The 21,728-nt window shown below is 60.4% G+C and carries 16 protein-coding genes; 7 read left to right on the top strand and 9 right to left on the bottom strand.

What is annotated here, in order from left to right; genetic code table 11:
• Nucleotides 1–10: 10 nt before the first annotated feature.
• The 3 genes from JJO78_RS14365 to ptsP are packed head-to-tail and all read right to left on the bottom strand — an operon-like array spanning nucleotide 11 to nucleotide 5,549.
• Entirely contained in the window at nucleotides 11–1,750 is a 1,740-nt protein-coding gene (locus JJO78_RS14365; protein ID WP_075194248.1) for a PTS fructose-like transporter subunit IIB, read from the bottom strand.
• Nucleotides 1,747–2,721: a 1-phosphofructokinase gene (gene pfkB / locus JJO78_RS14360; RefSeq protein WP_075194249.1), complete on the bottom strand. Its 975-nt coding sequence runs from the start codon at nucleotides 2,719–2,721 to the stop codon at nucleotides 1,747–1,749. The genes JJO78_RS14365 and pfkB overlap by 4 nt, the downstream gene beginning before the upstream one ends.
• The gene (gene ptsP, locus JJO78_RS14355; RefSeq protein WP_075194250.1) at nucleotides 2,721–5,549 is read right to left on the bottom strand and encodes a phosphoenolpyruvate--protein phosphotransferase; all 2,829 of its coding nucleotides are present in this window, start codon (nucleotides 5,547–5,549) and stop codon (nucleotides 2,721–2,723) included. Before ptsP ends, pfkB begins: the two co-directional genes overlap by 1 nt.
• A gap of 134 nt (nucleotides 5,550–5,683) precedes the next feature.
• Between ptsP and cra the strand changes: the two genes are divergently transcribed.
• Together cra and JJO78_RS14345 are read left to right on the top strand one after the other, a co-directional pair.
• Entirely contained in the window at nucleotides 5,684–6,667 is a 984-nt protein-coding gene (cra, locus tag JJO78_RS14350; protein ID WP_075194251.1) for a catabolite repressor/activator, read from the top strand.
• A 21-nt stretch (nucleotides 6,668–6,688) separates the two neighbouring features.
• The gene (locus tag JJO78_RS14345; protein ID WP_075194252.1) at nucleotides 6,689–7,240 is read left to right on the top strand and encodes a macro domain-containing protein; all 552 of its coding nucleotides are present in this window, start codon (nucleotides 6,689–6,691) and stop codon (nucleotides 7,238–7,240) included.
• On the opposite strand, the gene JJO78_RS14340 is transcribed toward JJO78_RS14345, so the two are convergent.
• Complete coding sequence (locus JJO78_RS14340) at nucleotides 7,237–8,289, bottom strand: ChaN family lipoprotein (RefSeq protein ID WP_226909979.1); 1,053 nt, start codon at nucleotides 8,287–8,289, stop codon at nucleotides 7,237–7,239. The genes JJO78_RS14345 and JJO78_RS14340 overlap by 4 nt on opposite strands.
• Before the next feature lie 132 nt (nucleotides 8,290–8,421).
• On the opposite strand from JJO78_RS14340, the gene JJO78_RS14335 reads away from it, so the two are divergent.
• Together JJO78_RS14335 and JJO78_RS14330 are read left to right on the top strand one after the other, a co-directional pair.
• Nucleotides 8,422–10,368, top strand: a complete 1,947-nt coding sequence (locus tag JJO78_RS14335; protein ID WP_075194253.1) for a CASTOR/POLLUX-related putative ion channel — start codon at nucleotides 8,422–8,424, stop codon at nucleotides 10,366–10,368.
• A 190-nt stretch (nucleotides 10,369–10,558) separates the two neighbouring features.
• Complete coding sequence (locus JJO78_RS14330) at nucleotides 10,559–12,148, top strand: isocitrate lyase (RefSeq protein WP_007154178.1); 1,590 nt, start codon at nucleotides 10,559–10,561, stop codon at nucleotides 12,146–12,148.
• A gap of 125 nt (nucleotides 12,149–12,273) precedes the next feature.
• Here the strand turns inward: JJO78_RS14330 and JJO78_RS14325 are convergent, their stop codons facing one another.
• The 3 genes from JJO78_RS14325 to JJO78_RS14315 are packed head-to-tail and all read right to left on the bottom strand — an operon-like array spanning nucleotide 12,274 to nucleotide 15,177.
• Nucleotides 12,274–12,768, bottom strand: coding sequence for an acyl-CoA thioesterase (locus JJO78_RS14325; protein WP_036210582.1), 495 nt, complete (start codon nucleotides 12,766–12,768; stop codon nucleotides 12,274–12,276).
• 41 nt (nucleotides 12,769–12,809) lie between these two features.
• Nucleotides 12,810–13,880, bottom strand: a complete 1,071-nt coding sequence (locus JJO78_RS14320; protein ID WP_226909978.1) for a M48 family metallopeptidase — start codon at nucleotides 13,878–13,880, stop codon at nucleotides 12,810–12,812.
• Entirely contained in the window at nucleotides 13,858–15,177 is a 1,320-nt protein-coding gene (locus JJO78_RS14315; RefSeq protein ID WP_041332546.1) for a YjgN family protein, read from the bottom strand. The genes JJO78_RS14320 and JJO78_RS14315 overlap by 23 nt, the downstream gene beginning before the upstream one ends.
• 194 nt (nucleotides 15,178–15,371) lie before the next feature.
• Here JJO78_RS14315 and JJO78_RS14310 point away from each other — a divergent pair, with 194 nt between their 5' ends.
• From JJO78_RS14310 to JJO78_RS14300, 3 genes are read left to right on the top strand one after another with little or no spacing between them, the layout of a single operon-like run.
• Complete coding sequence (locus JJO78_RS14310) at nucleotides 15,372–17,180, top strand: SLC13 family permease (protein ID WP_036210577.1); 1,809 nt, start codon at nucleotides 15,372–15,374, stop codon at nucleotides 17,178–17,180.
• 9 nt (nucleotides 17,181–17,189) lie between these two features.
• Nucleotides 17,190–18,659 (top strand): selenoneine synthase SenA, encoded by a 1,470-nt coding sequence (senA, locus tag JJO78_RS14305; RefSeq protein ID WP_226910029.1) that lies wholly within the window; start codon nucleotides 17,190–17,192, stop codon nucleotides 18,657–18,659.
• Nucleotides 18,660–18,669: 10 nt separating this feature from the next.
• Entirely contained in the window at nucleotides 18,670–19,413 is a 744-nt protein-coding gene (locus JJO78_RS14300; protein WP_041332547.1) for a putative 4-mercaptohistidine N1-methyltransferase, read from the top strand.
• Here JJO78_RS14300 and JJO78_RS14295 read toward each other — a convergent pair whose 3' ends face one another.
• Both JJO78_RS14295 and JJO78_RS14290 read right to left on the bottom strand, forming a co-directional pair.
• Nucleotides 19,414–20,055, bottom strand: a complete 642-nt coding sequence (locus tag JJO78_RS14295; protein ID WP_075194255.1) for a methyltransferase domain-containing protein — start codon at nucleotides 20,053–20,055, stop codon at nucleotides 19,414–19,416.
• Nucleotides 20,055–21,629, bottom strand: coding sequence for a cation:proton antiporter family protein (locus tag JJO78_RS14290; RefSeq protein WP_036210567.1), 1,575 nt, complete (start codon nucleotides 21,627–21,629; stop codon nucleotides 20,055–20,057). The genes JJO78_RS14295 and JJO78_RS14290 overlap by 1 nt, the downstream gene beginning before the upstream one ends.
• Between the last annotated feature and the right edge of the window lie 99 nt (nucleotides 21,630–21,728).

Here is a 21,728-nt window from a genome sequence, read left to right as displayed (position 1 = left end):
GGGAGGTCTGCTAAGAGGAGGCGGTTGCCACCTCGGCCTTGCCGGTCTTGATCATGGCGTAGCCAAACCCGATTATCAGCGAACCGATGGCAATGGCGGCCACATAGGGCAGTACTGTGCTTACCGCGTTGGGAATGGCGAGCACGAACAGACCGCCATGGGGTGCCATGAGCTTGACAGTGAACAGCATGGACAGGGCGCCCGTGATGGCGCCCCCTACCATGCACACCGGAATCACGCGCAGTGGGTCTTTGGCCATGAAGGGGATCGCACCTTCGGAGATAAAGCACAGCCCCAGTACGAAGGAGGCCCGCCCGGCCTGCCGTTCGGCCTCTGCAAACTTGGCGCGGGCAATAAAGCTCGCCACACCCATGCCGATGGCGGGCACCATGCCCGCGGCCATGATCGCCGCCATGGGGGCCGAACCACCACTGCCTTCCGAGAGTAAACCGACACCGAAGGTATAGGCGGCCTTGTTCACCGGACCGCCCAGGTCAAAGCACATCATGGCTCCGAGAATACCGCCCAGCAGGATGGCGTTGGTGGTGCCCATCCCTTCCAGGAAGTTGGTCAGCCCATCCATCAGGGCGGCGGCGGGTTCGCCGATCACGTAGATCATGGCCAGGCCGGTGACCAGGCTGGCCAGCAACGGAATGATAAGGATGGGTTTGAGGGATTCGATGCTCTCGGGCATTGGCAGCTTCTGGCTGATGAAACGGGCGACGTAGCCCGCCAGGAAGCCCGCGATGATGCCGCCCAGGAAGCCTGCGCCAAGGGTGCTGGCCAGGTAGCCGCCAATCATTCCCGGCGCCAGGCCCGGCCGGTCGGCGATGGACCAGGCGATATAGCCGGCCAACAGGGGAATCATCAACTGGAAGGCGGTGCCGCCGCCGATCTGCATCAACGCGGCTGCCAGGGTGCCCTCCTCTTCAAACGCGTCAATGCCGAACACGAATGACAGGGCGATCAGCAGGCCGCCGGCTACCACCATGGGCAGCATGAAGGATACGCCCGTCAGCAAATGCTTGTAGGGGCCGCGTTTCTCGCCACCACCTCCTGAGGTCGCTTTTTTCTGGCCTTCCTCGACAGAGGCATTGGTCATGGCGTCATCAATGGTGGGCCCCGGTTTTTTCAGGGCGCTGCCGGTGGACGTGCGCCAAAGCCGCTTGCCGGCAAAACGGCTGGGGTCGACTTCGATATCACAGGCCAGGATCACCAGATCCGCCGCCTCGATTTCCTCGGCGGTCAGCGGATCCTGGGCACCCACGGAGCCCTGGGTTTCCACGCGGATCTGATGGCCAGCCGCGGTCGCGGCGGCGGTCAGGGCTTCTGCCGCCATAAAAGTGTGGGCGACACCGGTGGGGCAGGCGGTGACGGCGACAATGCGTTTGCCTGCGTTACCTGAGGTGGCAGGCTCGGGCTGTGAAGCCTCTGTTGGTTGATAGGGCTCGGCCTGCTTTTCGGCCTGGTCCAGAATCGACGCGGGATCGGGCAGGGCGGCCGTTACCGGGACCTGATAGAGGCGTTTGCCGGCGTAGGCGTTCAGGTCCGTTGGTGTTCCTGTTGCGGCAACGACCAGGTCCGCCGAGGCGATGACATCCTCGGGCAGGGACGACAGTGGTTGCTGCGGGCTGCGAATGTCTGTTCTGGCTTCCCAGCCCTTTTGCTGCGCGGCCCTTTCCAGGGCCCGGGCCGCCAGGAAGCTGGTGGCCACGCCCTGAGGGCAGGCGGTTACAATGATCAGTTTCATGATGGCATCTCCCCATTGTTGTTGTGCCCGGGCCAGGGGGTAAAGAGAGTGACGCGGGTTTGCTGAATCAGTTGGATAAAGTCGTCGGCCATTGGATCGCCAACGCCAATGTGTCGAACGCACTCGGCCGACAGCGCGGTGGCGGTTGACAGCACCTGTTCCGGGTGATGACGTTCGAGCAAGCCGTGAATCATTCCGGCCAGCAAAGTGTCGCCGGCGCAGACCGTGCTCGTGGCGGTCACGGGCGGTGGCAACGCTTGCCAGTTGCCCTTCGGCGACAGCCAGAGCACGCCTTTCTCGCCCATGGAAATCACCACATTGGCGATGCCGGTGGCCTGAAGTGAGCGGCCTGCCTCGGCGATGGCGTCCAGGCTCTCCAAAGGGTGCCCGGCCCATTCGGCCAGCTCTTCCGTATTGGGCTTGATGCCGTCTGGCAGCGCCTTAAGCCCGGCTGTGAGGCCTGCGCCGCTGGTATCCAGCCACACCGGGATGTCTGCTTCGCGAGCCAGGGTGACCAGTTCCGCCAGTGCCTCGGGCGGAAAGCCGCCGGGCAGGCTGCCAGCAATGGCAACGGCATCGAACCTGTTCTTCAAGTTACCCAGGCGTGCCTTTAATCGGTCCAGGGCATCCGCGGGTACGTCAAATCCGGGCCCGTTCAGATCGGTCACACGACCATCGCCCTCGGCAATTTTCACGTTGATGCGATTCTGCCCGGGGATGCGGACAAAGTGGTCTGCCAGGATGTCAGACGAGAACAGGCGGTCGAAGGGCGCGGCGTTGATGTCTCCCAGCAGTCCGGACACGGTCACGGTATGGCCGAGGCGTGACAGCACACGGCCCAGGTTAATGCCTTTGCCGGCAGCCTCCAGACGTGTGGACCGAGAGCGGTTCACGTTACCCAGCCGGATTGAGTCGGTCTCGGCATTTAGGTCCAGCGCCGGGTTCAGGGTGATGGTGAGTACCCGGGCCATTACAGTGTCTCCAGGGCGTCGCGCACTTCGGCTGCGGTGGCCTTGCCCAGCGCCAGTTTCGCCTGTTCACGGGCGTGTTCGCGGCTAAGCCCGCGGATACAGGCTTTGACCAGTGGCACTCGCCGGCTGGTCACCGACAGCTCGTCCACATCCAGGCCCAGCAGTACCGGAATAGCCTGTGGGTCGGAGGCCAGCTCGCCACAGATACCCACCCAGCGTTGGTGAGCATGGGCGGCTTCGACGGTCATGCGGATCAGTTGCAGTACCGAGGGGTGCAACCCGTCGGACTCGGCCGAAAGCTGGCCGTGGCCACGGTCGATAGCCAGGGTGTACTGGGTGAGGTCATTGGTGCCTACCGAGAAGAAATCCACTTCCGGTGCCAGGGTGTGGGCCAACAGGGCACAGGAGGGCACTTCAATCATCACGCCCACCTGCAGGCCCTGGCAGGGAATCTCGGCGCGGACCCGTTCGACGATGGCCTTGGCCGCGCGAAACTCTTCCAGGTCCTTGACCATGGGAAACATGATTCGCAGTGGGCGGTTGTCGGCAGCCGTCAGCAGCGCGCGCACCTGGGTTTCGAGGATTTCCGGTCGGGTCAGCGACAGGCGAATACCGCGCAGCCCAAGGAAGGGGTTGTCCTCGTGGGGAAGGGGCCAGTAATCCAGGGGCTTGTCACCACCCACATCGAGGGTGCGTGCGACCAGTGGCAGGCCGTTGAGGGCGTCGAAGGCATGGCGATATTCCTTCACCTGGGTGTCCAGGTCAGGCGCGTCCGGATGCTCCATGAAAATGAATTCGGTACGCAGCAGGCCAATGCCATCGGCGCCCCGGTCGACAGCATCCGGGGTGTGGGCGGTGTTGCCAAGGTTGGCGCATACGTCGATGGTGTGGCCATCGGTGGTGGTGGCTGGCTCGTTCCGGCACTCGTGGGCGTCCGCCTGCAGGCGGGTGAGTTGGTCCAGGCGACGGTCAATGCGGTCGCGGCGCTCGGCGCTGGGATTGGGCACCAGGCAGCCGCGTTCGCCGTCGACCACCAGGTTCGTTCCGTTGCTGATGGTCAGGATACGGTCACCAGCCCCGACCACGGCTGGGAGCCCCAGCGCCCGAGCCAAGATGGCGCTGTGGGATGTGGCGCCACCACGGGCCGTGATCAGGCCGCGAACGCGTTGGGTGTCCAGCCTTGCCACATCGGAAGGGCCCAGGTCGTCCGCCACCAGTACATAGGGTTCGTCCGGCGGTGTCGGCATGGCCACCCCGCAGAGGTTGGCCAGCACGCGCCGGCCAACATCCCGCAAATCTGCCGCCCGTTCGGCCAGAAGCCGGTCTGCCAGTGCTTCCTGGGCACGCGCGGCGGTATCAATGGCGAGCCACCAGCCGGCTTCGGCAGACGCGCCTTCGTTGATGGCTTCCAGGGCGGCCTGGTAGAGATCGTCATCCTGGAGCATTTCCACATGCACCGACAGAATCGGTGCTGCCTCACCGCCTTCGGCCTGGCGAATCAGCGTGCGCAGTTGTCCGTCGGCCTCGTCGATGGCCCGGCCCAGTCGGCTGGTCTGTTCACCGGCATCGCTGGCGGTGGCGGGGTAGTCCAATGTCGGCTGGCGCATGACGAAGGCGGGTGCCAGAGCCAGGCCCGGTGAGGCGGCGACCGCTTTCAGCGGTTCGTCATCGGCCAGAGGTTCGGGTTCCGGCTCGGCAGGCGCCGGCTGGCTCTGTTGTTGTCGAAGCGGGGAGATGGTTTCTCCGAGCCCGTCATTGATGGCCTGGCAAACGGCTTCTACCGCCTGTTCCGCATCGTTGCCGGTTGCGGATATGATCAGGGTTTGCCCCCTGCGGGCACCGAGGCCGATGATCCGGGTGAGACTGGTCGCCGATACCGAATTGCCATCGCCGTCCTCCAGGCGGATGCGAATGTCTGCCTTGTGCTGACGGGCTTCCTGTACCAGTTGTTTGGCGGGCCGGGCGTGTAGGCCATGGGTATTCAGCAGGCGCACCCGGTCGCTGACCGCATTGGCCTGCTCACCGGAAAGCCGGGAAAGTACAGCATCCACGGACTGGCTTTCCAGGGGGATGTTCTGGGCCAGGAAATTATCGATACGTTCCAGCAATTCGCGGCAGTCGTCGCCAGGGCCCGCCAGGCAGAAAACGCCGGCGAGGTCGTCACGGGGTTCTTTGGGGGTTGCCAGTGCCAGCGCAGGTCGGATACTGCCAACGCTGTGGTGAACCAGCCAAAACCCCTGGCCCAGCCCCACGGGTGGCTGGCTGACAATTTCTTTCATAAAGCTGGCGTCGACACAGCTCAACCCCTGTAGTCGGGCAGCAGCGCTGATGGCCAGTTCGCTGGTGGTCCGGGTGTTAACACCCAGGCAAAGGGTCTGAGCGTCGCATTTTGGCATCACTGGCTCCTTCGACAATAGGGATACCAGCGCCTCGGTGTCATCGGCCTCGGCCAGTTTCTGCGACAGGCCGGGTTTGTCCAGTACGCGGGTCAGGTGGCGCAGGATATCCAGATGCTCATCCGACTGGGCCGCAATGGCGACCAACACATGCACAGTGGCGTTGTCATGCCAGGTAACGCCGCCGGGAAACTGCAGCACGCGGATGCCGGTGCTGGTGACCGCCTCGCGGCTTTCCGGTGTGCCGTGGGGGATGGCAATGCCGTTGCCAAGGACGGTGGAGGACTGTTGCTCCCTGGCCAGCATGCCCGCGTGGTAGTCGGGAGTGGTCCGGCCTGCATCCTGCAGTTCCTGGCTGGCCTGGTTCAGGGCATCCCGCCAGTCGGTTGCAGTGCAGCCCAGGCGGATATCATTGGCTGTTAGCGTCAGCATGTGGGGAGCCTCGCCTTGTTGTTGTGAATACCAGTAAAATCTAGGTTGCTGAATCGTGTCAGCAAACATAGAATGAATCATGAAACAGATATGATCAGAAATCAAGCAATCTGTGCCCAGGAGGACTCGGCCCCATGACCCTTGCAGAACTTGCCCGCCTGGCGGGGGTGTCCCGCACCACCGCCAGCTACGTGATCAATGGCCAGGGGCCGGCCCGCCGGATCAAGCCGGCGACTATCGAAAAGGTGATGGCGGTTGCGCGGGACAACCACTTCCAGATAGACCCGCAAGCCGCGTCGCTGCGTGGTGGGGCCAGCCGCACCCTGGGGTTTATCCTGCCGGACCTGGAGAACGCCAGTTACGCCCGCCTGGCCAAATTGCTGGAGCAGGGTGCCCGTGCCCGGGGCTATCAATTGCTGATTGCCGGCTCCGGAGATGACCCGGATACCGAGCGCGAGCTGGCACGTTCTCTCAAGGCAAGGCGATGCGATGCCCTGATCGTTGCGAGTGCCCTGCCACCGAATGACCCCTTCTACCAAGAGTTGCAGGAGGAAGACCTGCCGGTGATCGCGGTGGACCGATCGCAATCACCGGGTGTGATCAGTTGCGTGGTCAGCGACAATCGCAAGGGCGCAGCCACACTGGCCCGTTCAGTGCTGGAGCCGGGCACCGGGTCGGTGGTCTGGCTTGATGCGGTGCCGGCGCTGGCAATGACACGGGAGCGCCGCGAGGGCTTTGAGGCGGTGGCTCGGAGTCGCAGTGGACAATGGGCGGTCTACAGTGGTGAACACTATGACCGAGCCTCCGGCGCCCGACTGATGCAGCTGGTGCTGGCGGATCAGGGGCTTCCGGATGCGTTGATTACCGCCTCGTACACCCTCTTGCAAGGGGTGCTCGACGTGCTGCTGGAGCAGCCGGGAGGCTTGCCGCAGTCCCTCAGAATGGCTACCTTCGGAGATGACCGGCTGCTGGATTTCCTGCCGGTCAAGGTTCACTCGTTACCCCAAAAACACGAAGCCATTGCCGAGGCAACGCTGGACCGGGCGCTGGCTGCCATCGCAGGTCACGGCGAGCCGGAAACCGTTATTATCAACCGCTCGCTGAAGCGGCGACGCTGAGGCAATGGCCGGGAGGTTTCCATGGCACAGGTTGAACTGAACGGAAAAACTGTGGAATGCGTTCGTGGCGACATCACCCGCCAGGATGATCTGGAAGCAGTCGTTAATGCCGCCAATGCCCAATTGATGTCCGGGGGCGGTGTCGCAGGCGCGCTCCATGCGGCGGCAGGGCCAGGGCTGGCTGAAGAGTGCCGGCCCATGGCGCCGATCCGCCCGGGTGAGGCGGTGATTTCAGGGGCGCATAACCTGCCAAACCAGTACGTCGTCCACTGCCTGGGGCCCGTTTACGGTGTGGATGAACCTTCCGATCACTGGCTGGCGGAATGCTATCGCAATGCCCTTGAGTTGGCAGACAGTAAAGCAATTGAATCCATAGCGTTTCCCGCCATTTCGGCAGGGGCTTTCGGTTACCCGGTGGAAGGGGCTGCAGAGGTTGCCATGGCGACGGTCAGGCAGGTATTGCCGCGTCTGGGAAGGGTTAGGTATGTGCGCTTCGTGCTTTTCAGCGCAGCGGACGAGGCGGTTTTTTCCCGCGCCATGGGGGCGGCTTTCGCCAAGGCTGGTGAGGCTTAGTCGCAGGTTGTTTCTGGCACCTTCCGGAATGCATCCATCATCGATTCGTGTCCCCGTGCTTCGTCCCGGTACTCCGGGGGCAGCGGTAGCAGGAAGTAGAGATAGTCGCCCTTGTTTTGGTTACCGGTGAGCGGTAGTTCGTCGCCGTCGGGCTGTGCTTCCATAAAAACCGGGCTTATAACCGCTACAGACAGCTCGGGGTTTCGCTGCAAAAGGGCCTCTACCGTGCCCAGGCGCTCCTCGCTGTGAAAGGTGCCCGTCAGGTGAATGACCTGGTGCTCGGGGTGGCGTTCCCTTGCGGCCAGTATCCGGCTTGCCATGGTGTTGTCCCGCAGCAACTGGGCGTGATAAGTGTTCTGCAGTCGCTCATTGTCGGCGGTGCCATGCCGGCCGCCCATGGTGCCAAAGAATTTTTCCCGGTAGGCTGCGCTGCCTGCGAAGGGCGCGTCTGGGATGTGGCGTTTCCGAGCTGCGTTCAGGTCCGCCAGATACTCGGGCCCCTCGCGTCCCACGCAGCGAACGATATCACCCGGAGCGTTTGCGGCGATGACCGGCAGGCCCTGGCGACGAGCAAATTCCACCAGCGGTCTGTAGGCGTATTGGTAGATAGGCCAGGCGCCGGCATCCTCGACCAGTTCCATTTCGCCAATGTCGCCGGCCAGGTAGCGGTCCAGCACCGGCTGCCGGTCCACCTCGAACTGTTCCATGGATAACAACTGTTCAGGGCGATGCTGGTACAGATGAGCCTGCAGGCGGGATTGGAGCAGGTGAGCGCCCTGGTGGCCGTGATATTCGCCAATCATGACCACATCCTGTTCCGCAAGTCGCTCGGCCAGTTGCGGTATGGAAACCGCCGTGCCGGATACGGCCTCGACCACGGGGGCATGATAGTGGGTTTGTGGTGGCGCCGGTTCCGGTGTTGGTGCCAGCAGGGAGCAGCCCGTCATCAGCGGGATGACAGCAAGTGACAATGTGATCGGCGCATGGGACATGAAAAACCGGCCAGTCTTGCAGCCGCTCAGGGCCGCGTTGGAGAACTTGATAGACATCTATACGATGCTGCGGATTGCGTAGCCAGTCAATTGTTCGTGAACGAGCGTGCTATAAGGCACCGCTCCGGTTTTATTCCATACGTTCTGCGCTATGCTACCGACATTCCCCATCTTGCCAGAAGGACGATCATGATCCCCTTTCGTTTTGTTGACCGCGTGAAGTTCATCGTTGAGCGCCAACTCGTAAAAGGTGCGGGCTTTCAGTTGTTAGTGGTGGGTGTCTTTATAGGCATCATTTCGCTTGTTGGCGGGCTGCTGGTGATCCCCCTTGGAACGCCTTTTGAAGATGTCGGCGATGCCATCTGGTGGGCTTTTTTGCGGCTGACGGACCCGGGCTATCTCGGAGACGATGTGGGTAACTGGCAGCGGTTTGTGTCCACCATTCTCACCGTCAGCGGTTATGTGGTTTTCATGGGCACGCTGGTGGCGATCCTGACGCGCTGGTTGATCGCCAAGATGACCGACCTGGAGCGGGGGCTGACCCCGGTTACCCTGCGAAACCACATCGTAGTTCTGGGCTGGACCAGCCAGACCTTACCGCTGCTGGGCGAGTTGTTGGGGTCATCAGGGCGCATGCGCCGTTTCCTGGAAAAACGTGAAACCAACCGCTTACGCCTGGTGGTGCTTTCCGAGCATGCCTCGGCGGCCCAGGTGCATGAGTTGCGCGACGAGCCCGGTATCGGGCGCAAGTCTCGCCAGATCATCCTCCGTGCCGGCGCTGCCATTCAGCCGGATGCCTTGCAGAGGGTAGCCTGCCTGGATGCCGCGGCTGTCATAGTGCCCAGTGCCTCCCATCAGGCGGGCAGCCTGGTGACATCGGACGTGGAGACCGTGAAGGCGTTGCTGTCCATTGCTGCTCAGGCACGACACCTGGGGGCATCACTGCCCTTTGTCATTGCCGAGATACAGGATGTGCGCAAGCTCCCGGTGATTGAGCGCGCCTATCCCGGAGAGGTGGAGGTGGTTGCCGGCGATGCCACCATAAGCCGGCTAATGGTGCAGAACATCCTCCATCCGGGGTTGTCGGAAATTTACAACGAACTTCTGACCGCCGGTGAGGGTTGCGAAATCTACATCCGGGGTGGCGATGCCCTGGCGGGACTGTCCCTCGGAGAATTGGCCTCTCTGCGGCCCCAGGCAATTGTGCTGGGTATTCTGAAGCGGTCGGGCAAGGCCTGGATGGTGAGGATGCCGGCGTCGTCAGACACGGTGATTGAGGCCGGGGACCGGGTTGTCATGATGGCCAGGGACTACACCGAAACCGAGTCGGATTCGAAGGTGCCGCCGCTGCCGGTTATCACTCGAGGTGAACCCGCAAGCCGGGCTGTCTCGCTTTCAGGCGGGGTTCACCGGATTCTTGTGCTGGGATGGAATCGCCGGGTGCCAAGCCTGATCGATGAGTTTTCCAGCTACAGCCAATGGCGGTTCGAGGTGGATCTCGTTTCGGTAGTGCCTGCCAAGGAGCGGGAACAGGAAATTGACCGTTACCTGGGGGGGCAGCGGGACGTGATCTGCCGCCATATCGAAGCGGATTACATGGTGGAAGGCGAGTTGAGGCGGGTTGGGCCGCTCAACTATGACTCCATTATGTTGTTGAGCAGTGATCGTCTGGCGTCCGGCGAGGAAGCTGACGCCCGTGCCATGGTGGGTTACCTGCAACTGGAAGACCTGTTGAGTGAGGGTGATAGGCGCCCGCAACTGATCATGGAACTGAGCGACCCGGACAATCGAAATCTGTTAATGGGCCACCAGAGTGAAATGCTGATCAGCCCAATGATCATCAGTCACGTGCTTGCTCAGGTCGCCCTGCGGCGGGAGCTGAGGGTGGTGCTGGATGAGCTGTTTACGGTGGGCGGTGCTGAGGTGCAGTTCCGGGATCCCCAGAACTATCCTTTGCCTGCCAGCGCGGATTTTCAGGTACTGGAGAAAACGGTCGCTGCGGAAGGAGAAGTGGCGCTGGGCATATGGCGCGCGCAGCCCGACTCGTTGGGGCGGCATCTGGCGCTGAGCCCGCCACGGGACGAGTATCTTGACCTGAATAGCGCTGATCGGCTCGTTGTTCTTTGCAATGCGTGAGGGAAGATGTCTTCATTCATACAAAAAATGCCGAATATAGATAATATAAATTTCAATTATAAAATCAAAGCCACTAAAGTAACCCTCAATGTCAGCGGTCTGGTTATTTTTTGAACGGACGCTGGCTCGCTGAAGTCGCTTTTATGCTTCATAAAAGAGCACCTCAAACCTTAGAAACAGGACTGAGACCATGCCATACGCAAAAGACGTTGACGCCATCGCTTCCCTGCTGAAGCAAAACCCGACCTGGAACGCCATCAAGCCCGAGCACGCGGCCCGCATGCGCGCCCAGAACAAATTCAAGACTGGTCTGGACATCGCCAAGTTCACCGCGAAAATCATGCGCGAAGACATGGCGAACTACGACAAGGACACGGCTCAGTACACCCAGTCCCTGGGTTGCTGGCATGGCTTCATCGGTCAGCAGAAGCTGCTGTCCATCAAGAAGCACTTCGGTACCACCAAGCGTCGTTACCTGTACCTGTCTGGCTGGATGGTTGCGGCCCTGCGCTCCGAGTTTGGCCCGCTGCCTGACCAGTCCATGCACGAGAAGACCGCTGTATCTGGTCTGATCGAAGAACTGTACACCTTCCTGCGTCAGGCGGATGCCTGGGAACTGAACCACCTGTTCCGCGCCCTGGAAGAAGCTCAGAACGCTGGCGACAACGCCAAGGCTGACGAGCTGATCAAGCAGATCGACAATCACGAAACTCACGTTGTGCCGATCATCGCCGACATCGACGCTGGTTTCGGTAACGCCGAAGCAACGTACCTGCTGGCCAAGCAGATGATCGAAGCAGGCGCTTGCTGTATCCAGATCGAGAACCAGGTGTCCGACGAGAAGCAGTGTGGCCACCAGGACGGCAAAGTGACCGTTCCTCACGCCGACTTCCTGTCCAAGATCAACGCTGTACGTCTGGCTTTCCTTGAACTGGGTGTGGACGACGGTGTGATCGTTGCCCGTACTGACTCCCTGGGCGCTGGCCTGACCCAGAAGATCGCTGTGACTGAAGAGCCGGGCGACCTGGGCGACCAGTACAACAGCTTCATCGACGGTGAAGTAATCGAGAAGGCTGAAGACATCAACAACGGCGACGTTGTGATCAAGCAGAAAGGTCAGCTGGTTCGTCCCAAGCGTCTGGCATCTGGCCTGTTCCAGTTCAAGCCTGGCACTGGCGAAGACCGTGTGGTTCTGGACTGTATCACCAGCCTGCAGAACGGTGCTGACCTGCTGTGGATCGAAACCGAGAAGCCCCACGTTGGCCAGATCGCTGCCATGGTTAACCGCATCAAAGAAGTGGTTCCCGATGCCAAGCTGGTTTACAACAACAGCCCGTCCTTCAACTGGACTCTGAACTTCCGTCAGCAGGTATTCGACGCGTGGAAAGAAGAAGGCAAGGACGTATCTGCCTACGAGCGCGCCGACCTGATGAATGCCAAGTACGACGAAACCGACCTTGGCAAGCTGGCCGACGAGTGGACTGCCAACTTCCAGCGTGACGGGTCACGTGAAGCCGGCATCTTCCACCACCTGATCACTCTGCCGACTTACCACACGGCTGCTCTGTCTACCGACAACCTGGCCAAGGGCTACTTCGGTGACGAAGGCATGCTGGCCTACGTTGCAGGCGTTCAGCGTAAGGAAATCCGTCAGGGTATCGCGACTGTGAAGCACCAGGACATGGCCGGTTCCAACATCGGTGATGACCACAAAGAGTTCTTCGCGGGTGACGCAGCTCTGAAGGCTGGCGGTAAAGACAACACCATGAACCAGTTCTAAATAACGGTTCGGGTGTTGTTCCCGGGCTTGCCCGGGACCTGCCACAAAAAAAGCCCTGCCGGGATTCCGGCAGGGCTTTTGTCGTTTAAGGGGGTAAGGGCCATGGGGATAGGGAGTGGAATTCCTTAGTGGCGTTCACTCAGCTTCTTGCGGGTTTCCAGGCGACCTTCCCGACGGATTTCGGCGTTGTTGAAGCGGCGTTTCTCGTCGTCGGTTTCCGGCTCTACCGCAGGCACGTCCACGGGATTGTCGTTCTCGTCCAGCGCCACGAAAGTGAAAAATGCGGAAAGGATATGTCGGGACTCTCCGGTGTAGCTGTTTTCCGCTTCCACCCGAGCTCCGATTTCCATGGATGACCCCCAGCTGCGGTTCAGGGCAAGGCTGAACAGCAGGGTATCGTTGCCCTTGGCGGGCGCGCGGAAGTGAATGGAGTCCACCGCTGCCGTGACGCAGACATGGCCGGAGTGTCGTTCCGCCACCACCAGGGCCAGACGGTCGCACTTGGCCATAATCATGCCCCCGAACACCGTCTGATGTGCGTTCATGTCATTGGGAAAAACCTTGTAGACATGTTTGTCGATGGCAGAGGCCGCAACCGGCCTGGTGGGTCTGGATGGCATCGTGTGTGCTCCCTGTGATGAACGTATCGCTACTATACCGATCAGGGCGTCTGTTTAAAGCGTTCGATGCGCTCGCCCGTTTCCGGGTGGCTCGACAGCATGTCGCGAAGGCTGTCCCACCGGCTAGTGCCTTCCTCGGCCTCTGAGGAACGGTCCTCGCCATGAGCAGCCATCAGGCGCTCCATGATGGTAACGAAGTGGGTCGGGTCCAGGTCGTGGTCCGTCATTGCTTTCAGGGCATAGGCGTCGGCCTCCCGTTCCATGTCACGGGAGTAGGACAGGCTCATCATGACCGCCGGAACCACTACGGTTGCGTCGGAAAACGCAGACAGGTCACCGGTCATCATCACGATCAGCCAGAAAGTCAGTGACGATTGCACCATGCCTTTCATGCCATGGTTATGGGCGACATGGCCGATTTCATGGGCGAGGATAGCGGTCAGTTCGTTATCATCTTCGGCGAGGTTCACCAGATCGTCCGTGAAGATCATCGTGCCGTCCGGCAATGCCATGGCGTTGGTGCCGATGGCGGGAGACGAGCGGAAAATCACTCTCAGGTCTTTGCCCGCCACTGGCATCAGGAAAGGCTCGAAATGGGCCTGCAACGCCTGTTGGCGTTCCTCTGAAAGCGAAGAAGGTTCAAGCCAAGTGCTGTCCAGCGTGGTGAGTGTGGAGTCGCCAACCTGCTCCGCTATACTGTTCGGGAGTGCATTGGCCACGGCCTGGGCCGCCCAGGGCACGCCCCAGACAAACGCAGCGCCGGTGGTCGCAATCGTGACGACGACCGCAACCAGAATCAGCCCCAGGTGATTCTCCAGCGCGTGCAGCAGCCGATTGCCACGCCCCCGCCGGGATTGCCGGCTAAGCTGATCCACCGCGGCGTTGTCTTCGGTTTCAAAGACCCCATCGTCAGGCAGGTGGAGGTAGCGGGGGGCGTTGCCAATCCGTGGTGATATGGTCACATCGTCGTGCGCGAGGCGCAGTCGGGTGTCTCCCGCATCAACGATGATCACGCCAGCGGCGGAGCGCAATACTGCGCCCCGCCGGCTGGAGTCATTACCTGAATAGAACTGGCCTTCGATCGTGACTTCAGATGGCGGCGAAGTCGACATCGAAGGCATCTCCCAGTTCCTGTCCCAACGCGCTGGTGCGGTTCTGCTCGGCTGCAACGAAGTGGTTCAGGTCACCGCTGACCATCATGGCCGTGCAGGAAGCCCGATACCTTGCCATGCGCACCTTGGCCCAGGGGGTGAAAAGGCCAAGGGTGAGGACTACGAAGAAACTGTTGGACAGGTAAATCCACACCATTTGCAGCGGTTGCAGGCGGGATTCAAAGCCGTGACGGTCGAGGTGGACGGCATTGAGGAAGAGGTTTGAAATGCCCGCCATGAAATAGCCGAACAGTGTCAGGTAGCCAGCACCGGCAATGATCGACCCGACGGTAAAGCCGACATAGCGCATGGCGAGGAACGCCGCAACACCGAAGGCAATGGCGATCAGCAGGCCTTTTCCGAAGAAACGGTAGTAGGATCCGGTATCGGCTTTGAGCGCGAACTCGGTGGTGCCGTATCGGCTGCCGTTAGCGATGAATTCGTGGGTTTTCTTCATCACCAGTGGGGTAAGCAGCAACAGGGTCAGCATGTTCAGCAATGGCCACACAAACGCCACCATGAAAGCCTGGCCATAGCGGCCCTGAAAGTCGAAGCGGATGTTGCGGTAGGCACTGTTGACGGCATTGAACCGCAGCGAGCGCACCATGATCCAGGGTACGAGGGGGATAAATGCGATGGCAAAGACCACGGCAGCTTCAACATACATCTCGGAAAGCACCACGTAGACAACCAGGACAGCCAGGGCAATCAATCGACCTTTGAGGATAGTGATCGGGCTGGCCAGGTACTGGAAACTGGCTCCATCGAGTTTGGTGTTGCCGTAGAAGTATTGATTGTTACGCACCGTGGCCCAGGCCGAATAAATGCCAAGGGTGACAATGGTCAGCAGGATGTTGACGATCCAGATTCCGAAATACTCGCGGCCGTTGCCGGTGAACTCCAGCGGTGTCTCCCGTTGTGGACCGGTCGGGGTGGCCGTTGCTGGCTCGTCGTCTGACGACGCTGGCGGTTGGGCGCCGGCGGTTTCCAATTTGGGGTTTACTGCAGCGGCGGGCTGTTTCGCAATTTGCACTTCGGCACCAGCTTTTGTCAGTCGCTCCTGGTAAACCAGGGCGTCCGCGTGACTGAGACCGGACTTGAGTGTCTTGGTGGCACCGCTGAAAAGGCTTGCAGTACGTTCGTCGGAGATCCGAAACAGGGCTTGTACATTTTCCCTGACTTCTGCGTCGTCGAATCCTTCGAGAATCCGCCCGGCAAACGTTATCTGATAGAGTTCGTTGTGGAGTTCCTTGGTCATGACGTCCCTTGTACCTGTTGTTCCCTGATGGGGTGTTCATGTCACCCGTTGTAATCGAAAGATGGTGCTGCGCTCGTAAAAGACCGCTACGGGAAGAAAGTTACCAGAAATTCATGCGGCATGCGCGATATCAGGCACAAATAATCCATGTTAAACCGACGATAAACCGTCGGATGTAAAATTAAGGGGTAGGCGTGACCACAGAGCAGGGAATTGTCTTCGCAGTGTTGGGGGCCACGCTGGCTCTGTTCATCTGGAACCGGCTGCGGTTCGATGTGGTGGCGATGCTGGCGTTGTTGGCGATTGCCATTGCCGGGCTGGTGCCCACTGACGAACTGTTTGCCGGCTTTGGTCACCCTGCCGTGGTGACCGTTGCGGCGGTTCTGGTGATCAGTCAGGGCCTGGTGAATGGCGGTGTGGTGGATAACATAGCCCGGTTCCTGGGGAAGGTAGGGCACCGACCCACCATACAGGTGCTTACCCTGACGGCGGTCGTTGCGCTCTGTTCCGGTTTTATCAACAACGTGGGTGCGTTGGCGCTGTTGATGCCGGTAGCGGTGTGGATGTCCAGGGAGGCAGGGCGCTCGCCCTCATTGCTGCTGATGCCACTGGCGTTTGGTTCGCTGCTTGGAGGCACCATGACCCTGATCGGGACGCCTCCGAATATTATCATTGCCAGCTATCGGGAAGGCAGCGAAGCGTTCGGTCTGTTCGATTTTGCGCCGGTGGGCGCTGCGATCACCTTTGCCGGTGTCGCTTTCATCGCCCTGGTGGGGTGGCGATTGACGCCCAGAAGGGGCGACGAAAGTGGGGATGACGACAAGCTTTTCAGCGTTGGCGACTACCTGACCGAACTGAAGATCCCCGAAGGTTCTCCCCATGCCGGCGCGACACTCCACAACCTGCTGGCGGAAAGCGGGGAAGACCGGGACGTGGTGGTGCTGGCGCTGATTCGCGACGACAAACGCCAGCTTGCGCCATCAACCTACAAGGTACTGCAAGAGAACGACCTGCTTCTGGTGGAATCGGACACCGAGAGCCTACAGGCGTTCCTTGACAACACCGGCCTGGAACTCGGTAGCCAGGATGACTCCGAATCCGAAGAGGACAAAACGGCACGGAAAAGCCGTAAAAAGGAACTGAATGAAGGTGAGGTGCAGCTGACCGAAGCGGTGATCACCCCTGAATCTTCCCTGGTGGGGCAGACGGCCAATCGCCTCAATTTGCGCGAGCGCAACGGCCTCAATATTGTTGCCGTTGCCCGGCAGGGGCATCGGCTGAAGCGCCGGCTGGGGGATATTCGCTTCAATGCCGGTGATATTCTGCTGGTGCAGGGCTTCGAAGACACCCTGACCGGTACGCTGTCCAACCTCGGTTGTCTGCCGCTGGCCGAACGCGGGTTGCGCCTGGGCTCTTCCCGCAAGACCCTGCTGGCATCCGGCATCTTTATCATCAGTATCGTTGCCATTGTCAGCGGTTGGCTGTCAGCCCCGGTGGCGTTGGTGTCCGGCGCTGTGGCCATGGTTTTGACCAAGCTGATTGACGCCCCCGGTGCCTACCGGGCCATCGACTGGTCTGTGATTGTGCTGCTGGCGGCGATGATCCCGGTGGGACAGGCGCTGGAAACCACGGGTGGCGCAGAGTTGATCGCCGGCCAGATGCTGGCAATTGGTGACGGACTGGCCCCGTCGGCCGTGCTGGTCATGGTTCTGGTGGGAACCATGCTGTTATCGAACGTGGTCAATAACGCGGCGGCGGCCATTCTGGTGGCGCCTATTGCACTGAGCCTGTCCGCTGAACTTGGCATGGCCTCCGATGCGGTGCTGATGGCGGTTGCGGTCGGCGCGTCCTGCGCCTTCCTGACGCCCATCGGTCACCAGTCGAATGCGCTGGTGATGGAGCCCGGAGGCTATCAGTTTGGCGACTACTGGCGTTTGGGCTTGCCGCTGTCGATCCTGGTCACCGCTGTTGCCGTACCGATGATCCTGCTGGTTTGGGGGTGACGAAGAGTGATGAAGGGTGATGAGCGCGAGCATCGAGAGCGTTCCCTGTACCAGGCTCTCTGTTATGCTGAAGGCGAGAAACGGGTAATCGACGGAGCCGACATGACGCAGAGCGAACAGGCGCAGAAAACAGAACTGCTGGCCGAGTTGGAGGCGACCCGCCAACGGACCTTTGAACTGGTGGACTCCCTCAGTGATGAGCAGCTTGAGGTGCCCTACCACCCGGGCGTGAACCCGCCACTTTGGGAAATGGGGCACGCGAGCTTTTTCTACGAAGTGTTCGTTTTTAACCTTCTGGATGGAACCCCGAGCTACGATCCGTCCATGGATGACCTCTGGGATTCGTTTCACATTGATCATGGAGACCGTTGGAGTCGCAAACTCTTCCCCGGCCGTGAGCAAACCCTTCAGTATTTCAACACCATCTACGATCGTGTTGCGTCGCGCATCGCACAGCAACCACTGACCGACGAGGCCCTGTACCTCTATCGCTACGCCATTTATCACCAGCACATGCACATTGAGTCGATGACGTGGTGTCGGCAGACGGTTGCCCTGCCTGCTCCCCCCGGCATTGTTGGCGCCTTGCCAGAACGTGTGGAGCCTCTGCCCGGCGATGCACTCATCCCCGGCGGTCGCTACCAGATTGGAATGCCGGGCGAGTCTGACTGCTACGCCACCACCGACTTTGCCTTTGATGGGGAAAAGCCGCGTTTCGAAACCACGGTGGAGCCGTTTGCAATTTCCCGCACCCTTGTTTCCAACCGCGATTTCCTGGCGTTCGTTGAGGATGATGGCTACCGGCGACCTGAACTCTGGTCTTTCGGAGGACGCAAGTGGTTGAGTACCGAGACCGATACTGCCCTGGTGCATGGCAGCTCCCAGCCAATGTTGCGGGAGCCCAGGCATCCACTTTACTGGCGCTGGCACGAGGGCGAATGGCAGGAGCGAGTGTTTGACCGCTGGCAGGCCCTGAATCTGGATGCGCCTGTCGTCCACGTCAGCTATTGGGAGGCCGAGGCCTATTGCCAGTGGGCCTGCCGCCGCTTGCCAACAGAAGTGGAGTGGGAGGCTGCGGCACTGGGTAACCGGATTGGCGAGGATTTTCGTCGTTTTCCCTGGGGGAATGAACGCCCAACACCCGACCATGCGGATCTCGACGCCACCCACATGGCGCAGCAGCCGGTGTGGGATTATCCGGCGGGTGATAGCCGCTCCGGCTGTCGCCAGATGATCGGCAGTGTCTGGGAATGGACCAGCAGTCAGTTTCTTCCCTATGACGGATTCAGGGTCGATATGTACCCCTTTATGTCTACCTTGCAGTTCGGTGATCACAAGGTGACCCGGGGTGGTGGGTGTGCGACATCTTCATGCCTGATCCGGGGCACTTACAGGCAAGCCTATCTGCCCCTTCGCAACGACGTGTACACCGGGTTTCGCACCTGTGCGCTGTCGGATTCGGCTTCTGGTACACGCTGAGGATCTTGATATGAATGTCTATGAAACCGACGAACTACTCGGGCAGTACCTGGGGTTCCATTTTGGTGAAAGCCATTTCGGAGTGGGGAATTATCCCGCCCGCTGCGCCGGTATCTGCCAGGAGTTGATGGCAGGCCGGGATAAACGACGAGCGCTTGATCTTGGGTGCGCGGTGGGCCGAACCGCCTTTGAGCTTGGCCGGGTCTTTGACCATGTGGTGGGAGTGGACCTTTCCCGCCGGTTTATCGATGCGGCGACTACCCTGCAGAAGACCGGAGAGATCGATTACTTCCGCCGCGACGAAGGGGAACTTGGCGAACGCGTAACGGTGAGCCTGAATGCCCTGGGGCTCGACCGGGCGACTGAAAAAGTATCGTTTGCCACCGGCGACGCCAGCAACCTGGGGCCGGAACATGTGGATTATGACCTGGTCTTCGCGGGCAACCTGATTGACCGTCTTCAGGATCCGGGCGCCTTCCTGGAAAGCATCCATAGACGCCTGGCTCTGGGCGGCACCCTGGTGATCAGCTCGCCCTATACCTTGATGGATGAATTCACCCCGATTGCCAACTGGATTGGCGGATACGAACGCAATGGCCAACCCTATACGGTCTATCAGGGTATGAAAGAGATACTCTCGCACCATTTTGAAGAGATACAGCCGCCCAGGGATGTGCCGTTTGTCATCCGGGAAACCCGCCGTAAGTTTCAGCACACCATTGCGGAGCTCAGTGCCTGGCGTCGAACCCGGTGATCAGTCCCGGCGGGTAAAAAATGCTGTCTGGGTAGGGTGCCCAACGTCGGGTACGTAGTCTCCAATGCCTCCAAATCGCACGTCATAGCCGTTGCGCTCGGCCACACCACGGGCCCAGCGCTGGAACTTGGGCCTGTCCCATTCGAATTTGTGGTCTTCCTCGCGGAATTCACCCGGCGCCAGGTCGAACAGGGGGTTGTACTCCCGATTTGGCGTGGTCATGAACAGATACCCTGGCCGGTATTCCCCGAACACCGCGCGTTCCACCCTCGACAGCTGCTCTGGCCGGACATGTTCAATGGTTTCCACCATGGCGGCCGCATCGTAGCCGGTCAGGGTAGGATTGCTCTCGGCGTAGGAACCGCGGACCAGCCGGATCCTCGGAGTTTCTTCGCACAGGTATTCAGCGAGCACGGCGCGGGCCTGCTGAAGAGACACGCCGGAATCCTCAAGGCCGGTTATGCTCTCGAACTGTGGGTCGGCAAGCATGCGGTAGAGCAGGGAGCCGGAACCGCAACCCAGGTCGAGTACACGCCTTGCCCCGGTCGACTTCAGGGTACGCAATACGAAATCCAGACGCTCCTCGTGGAGGGAGGTCATCTGGGTCATCATGCTGTTATCCGGAGCCTTGAGTTCGTGCATCAGGCTTTTGCGTTCTCCGTTGGTGATGGTGCCTGGCCGTCGCGATGCAACACCTGGCTTGCCAGGGCGACGCCGGTTTCACTCATGGTCAGGTAAGCCTCGTCCGCACCCGCTTCGCGAATTCGCTCTGCTTCGTCGGCGTACAGGGTATGCGCCACAATATAGCCGGTGAAGCCCTTTTTCCGAAGGTTTCTGGCGGCGATCAGTTTGCCTTCGATGTCACCCATGGCAAGGATGACGGCTTCAACCGCGGGCATGTGCAGCCCCTGCCAGAAAGAGATGTCCTCCGCGTCACCAAAGACCACGTTGCGTCCTTCCTTCTGGTGTTTTTCCACCTTTGCCGGGTCGGAGTCAAGCGCCTTGATCAGTGGCTCCTCACGAGCAAGCTGGTCATAGGCGGCTGAGCCGGTACGGCCCATACCCATCACCAGTAATCTGGTGTTGCCCAGGGAGATCGGTTGTTCGTCGGGGTGGCGCCGCTGGCTCTCAAAGGGAGCCAGACGGGCACTGAAGCGCTCATAGACCGTGTGGGAAAGCCGGTTCACGGGGGCAGACACCACGAAGGACAGTGCCACGGTGATGGCCAGGGGGACCAGCCACTCCGGCAGGGCGACACTGGCCACGATAAGGCCAAATTCACTATAGTTGGTCAGTGACAGGGCGCTCAGGAAACTGCTGCGAGAGCGCAGGCGGAAGGCCAGCAACAGGAAGAAAAACAGCACCCCTTTCAGGGGTACTACCAGCAGCGCTACGGCTGCAAACAGCAATGCCTCACCATCCGGCAGGCCGCCGATGCCAATCTGCAGGAAAAAGCCCACCAGGAACATTTCCTTTACGCTCCATAGCGACTTGGCCAGTTCCTGGGCACGTGGGTGGTTGGCCAGCATGGCGCCAAGCACCAGGGCGCCAAGCTCCGAGCTCAGCCCCACTGCTTCAAAACCGAGCCCGCCAAGAACCAGAGCCAGCAGGAGCCCGAGCAGAACCAGCAACTCATCGTGACCACTGGCATCCAGCAGTTTGAACAGCAGCGGTCTGAGCAGGGGCAGGCCAAAGATGATCAGCGCCCACTGGGAGGGCGTCTGGCCGGCGGCCAGACTCATCACCACGAGGGCAATCAGATCCTGCATGATCAGGATTCCGATGGCGACACGCCCATGGAAGGCTCTCAGTTCACGCTTTGTTTCCAGCACCTTGGCGGCCAGCACGGTACTGGAAAAGGAGAGTGCGATGGCGAGCAGAAATGCAGTCTGCCACGTGAGTTCCATCAGCAGGTAGAGGCCGGGGGTAAACACCGCACAGGTGATGCCAAAGTGAAGCAGGCTGCCGCCGATGACTTCAGGGCTGATGATGGAACGTAGCTTCAGCTTCAGGCCAACGGTAAACAGCAGCAACAGGACGCCCAGGTGGGCGATGTGTTCAAGAACATCGGTAGCTTCAATGGCCAGGTCAGTGGCGGCGGAGAGACCGCTCAGCACAAACCCTGCTGCCAGGTATCCCACCAGGGGCGGCAGGCCAATGGCTTTGACCGTCAGGCCGAGGACAAAGGCAAAGGATATCCATAGTGCTTCGGGCATGGGTCACTTCACGGTTTAGAAACAAGGCTCTGGCAAGGCTACCGTGTTTCCGTCGGGCCGTGTAGTCAAAACTGACTTGTCGTGCCAGTTATCACGCGT

Source organism: Marinobacter sp. DS40M6 (assembly GCF_028581595.1).
GTDB lineage: Bacteria > Pseudomonadota > Gammaproteobacteria > Pseudomonadales > Oleiphilaceae > Marinobacter > Marinobacter salarius.
This window is presented reverse-complemented; position numbering and strand designations above follow the sequence as displayed.

Coding starts and splice junctions, on each gene's coding strand:
- JJO78_RS14290 (WP_036210567.1), bottom strand. CDS start 21,629: ATGCCCGAAGCACTATGGATATCCTTTGCCTTTGTCCTCGGCCTGACG.
- JJO78_RS14330 (WP_007154178.1), top strand. CDS start 10,559: ATGCCATACGCAAAAGACGTTGACGCCATCGCTTCCCTGCTGAAGCAA.
- JJO78_RS14325 (WP_036210582.1), bottom strand. CDS start 12,768: ATGCCATCCAGACCCACCAGGCCGGTTGCGGCCTCTGCCATCGACAAA.
- cra (WP_075194251.1), top strand. CDS start 5,684: ATGACCCTTGCAGAACTTGCCCGCCTGGCGGGGGTGTCCCGCACCACC.
- JJO78_RS14315 (WP_041332546.1), bottom strand. CDS start 15,177: ATGACCAAGGAACTCCACAACGAACTCTATCAGATAACGTTTGCCGGG.
- pfkB (WP_075194249.1), bottom strand. CDS start 2,721: ATGGCCCGGGTACTCACCATCACCCTGAACCCGGCGCTGGACCTAAAT.
- JJO78_RS14335 (WP_075194253.1), top strand. CDS start 8,422: ATGATCCCCTTTCGTTTTGTTGACCGCGTGAAGTTCATCGTTGAGCGC.
- JJO78_RS14320 (WP_226909978.1), bottom strand. CDS start 13,880: ATGTCGACTTCGCCGCCATCTGAAGTCACGATCGAAGGCCAGTTCTAT.
- JJO78_RS14295 (WP_075194255.1), bottom strand. CDS start 20,055: ATGCACGAACTCAAGGCTCCGGATAACAGCATGATGACCCAGATGACC.
- JJO78_RS14345 (WP_075194252.1), top strand. CDS start 6,689: ATGGCACAGGTTGAACTGAACGGAAAAACTGTGGAATGCGTTCGTGGC.
- JJO78_RS14300 (WP_041332547.1), top strand. CDS start 18,670: ATGAATGTCTATGAAACCGACGAACTACTCGGGCAGTACCTGGGGTTC.
- ptsP (WP_075194250.1), bottom strand. CDS start 5,549: ATGCTGACGCTAACAGCCAATGATATCCGCCTGGGCTGCACTGCAACC.
- JJO78_RS14365 (WP_075194248.1), bottom strand. CDS start 1,750: ATGAAACTGATCATTGTAACCGCCTGCCCTCAGGGCGTGGCCACCAGC.
- JJO78_RS14340 (WP_226909979.1), bottom strand. CDS start 8,289: ATGTCTATCAAGTTCTCCAACGCGGCCCTGAGCGGCTGCAAGACTGGC.
- senA (WP_226910029.1), top strand. CDS start 17,190: ATGAAGGGTGATGAGCGCGAGCATCGAGAGCGTTCCCTGTACCAGGCT.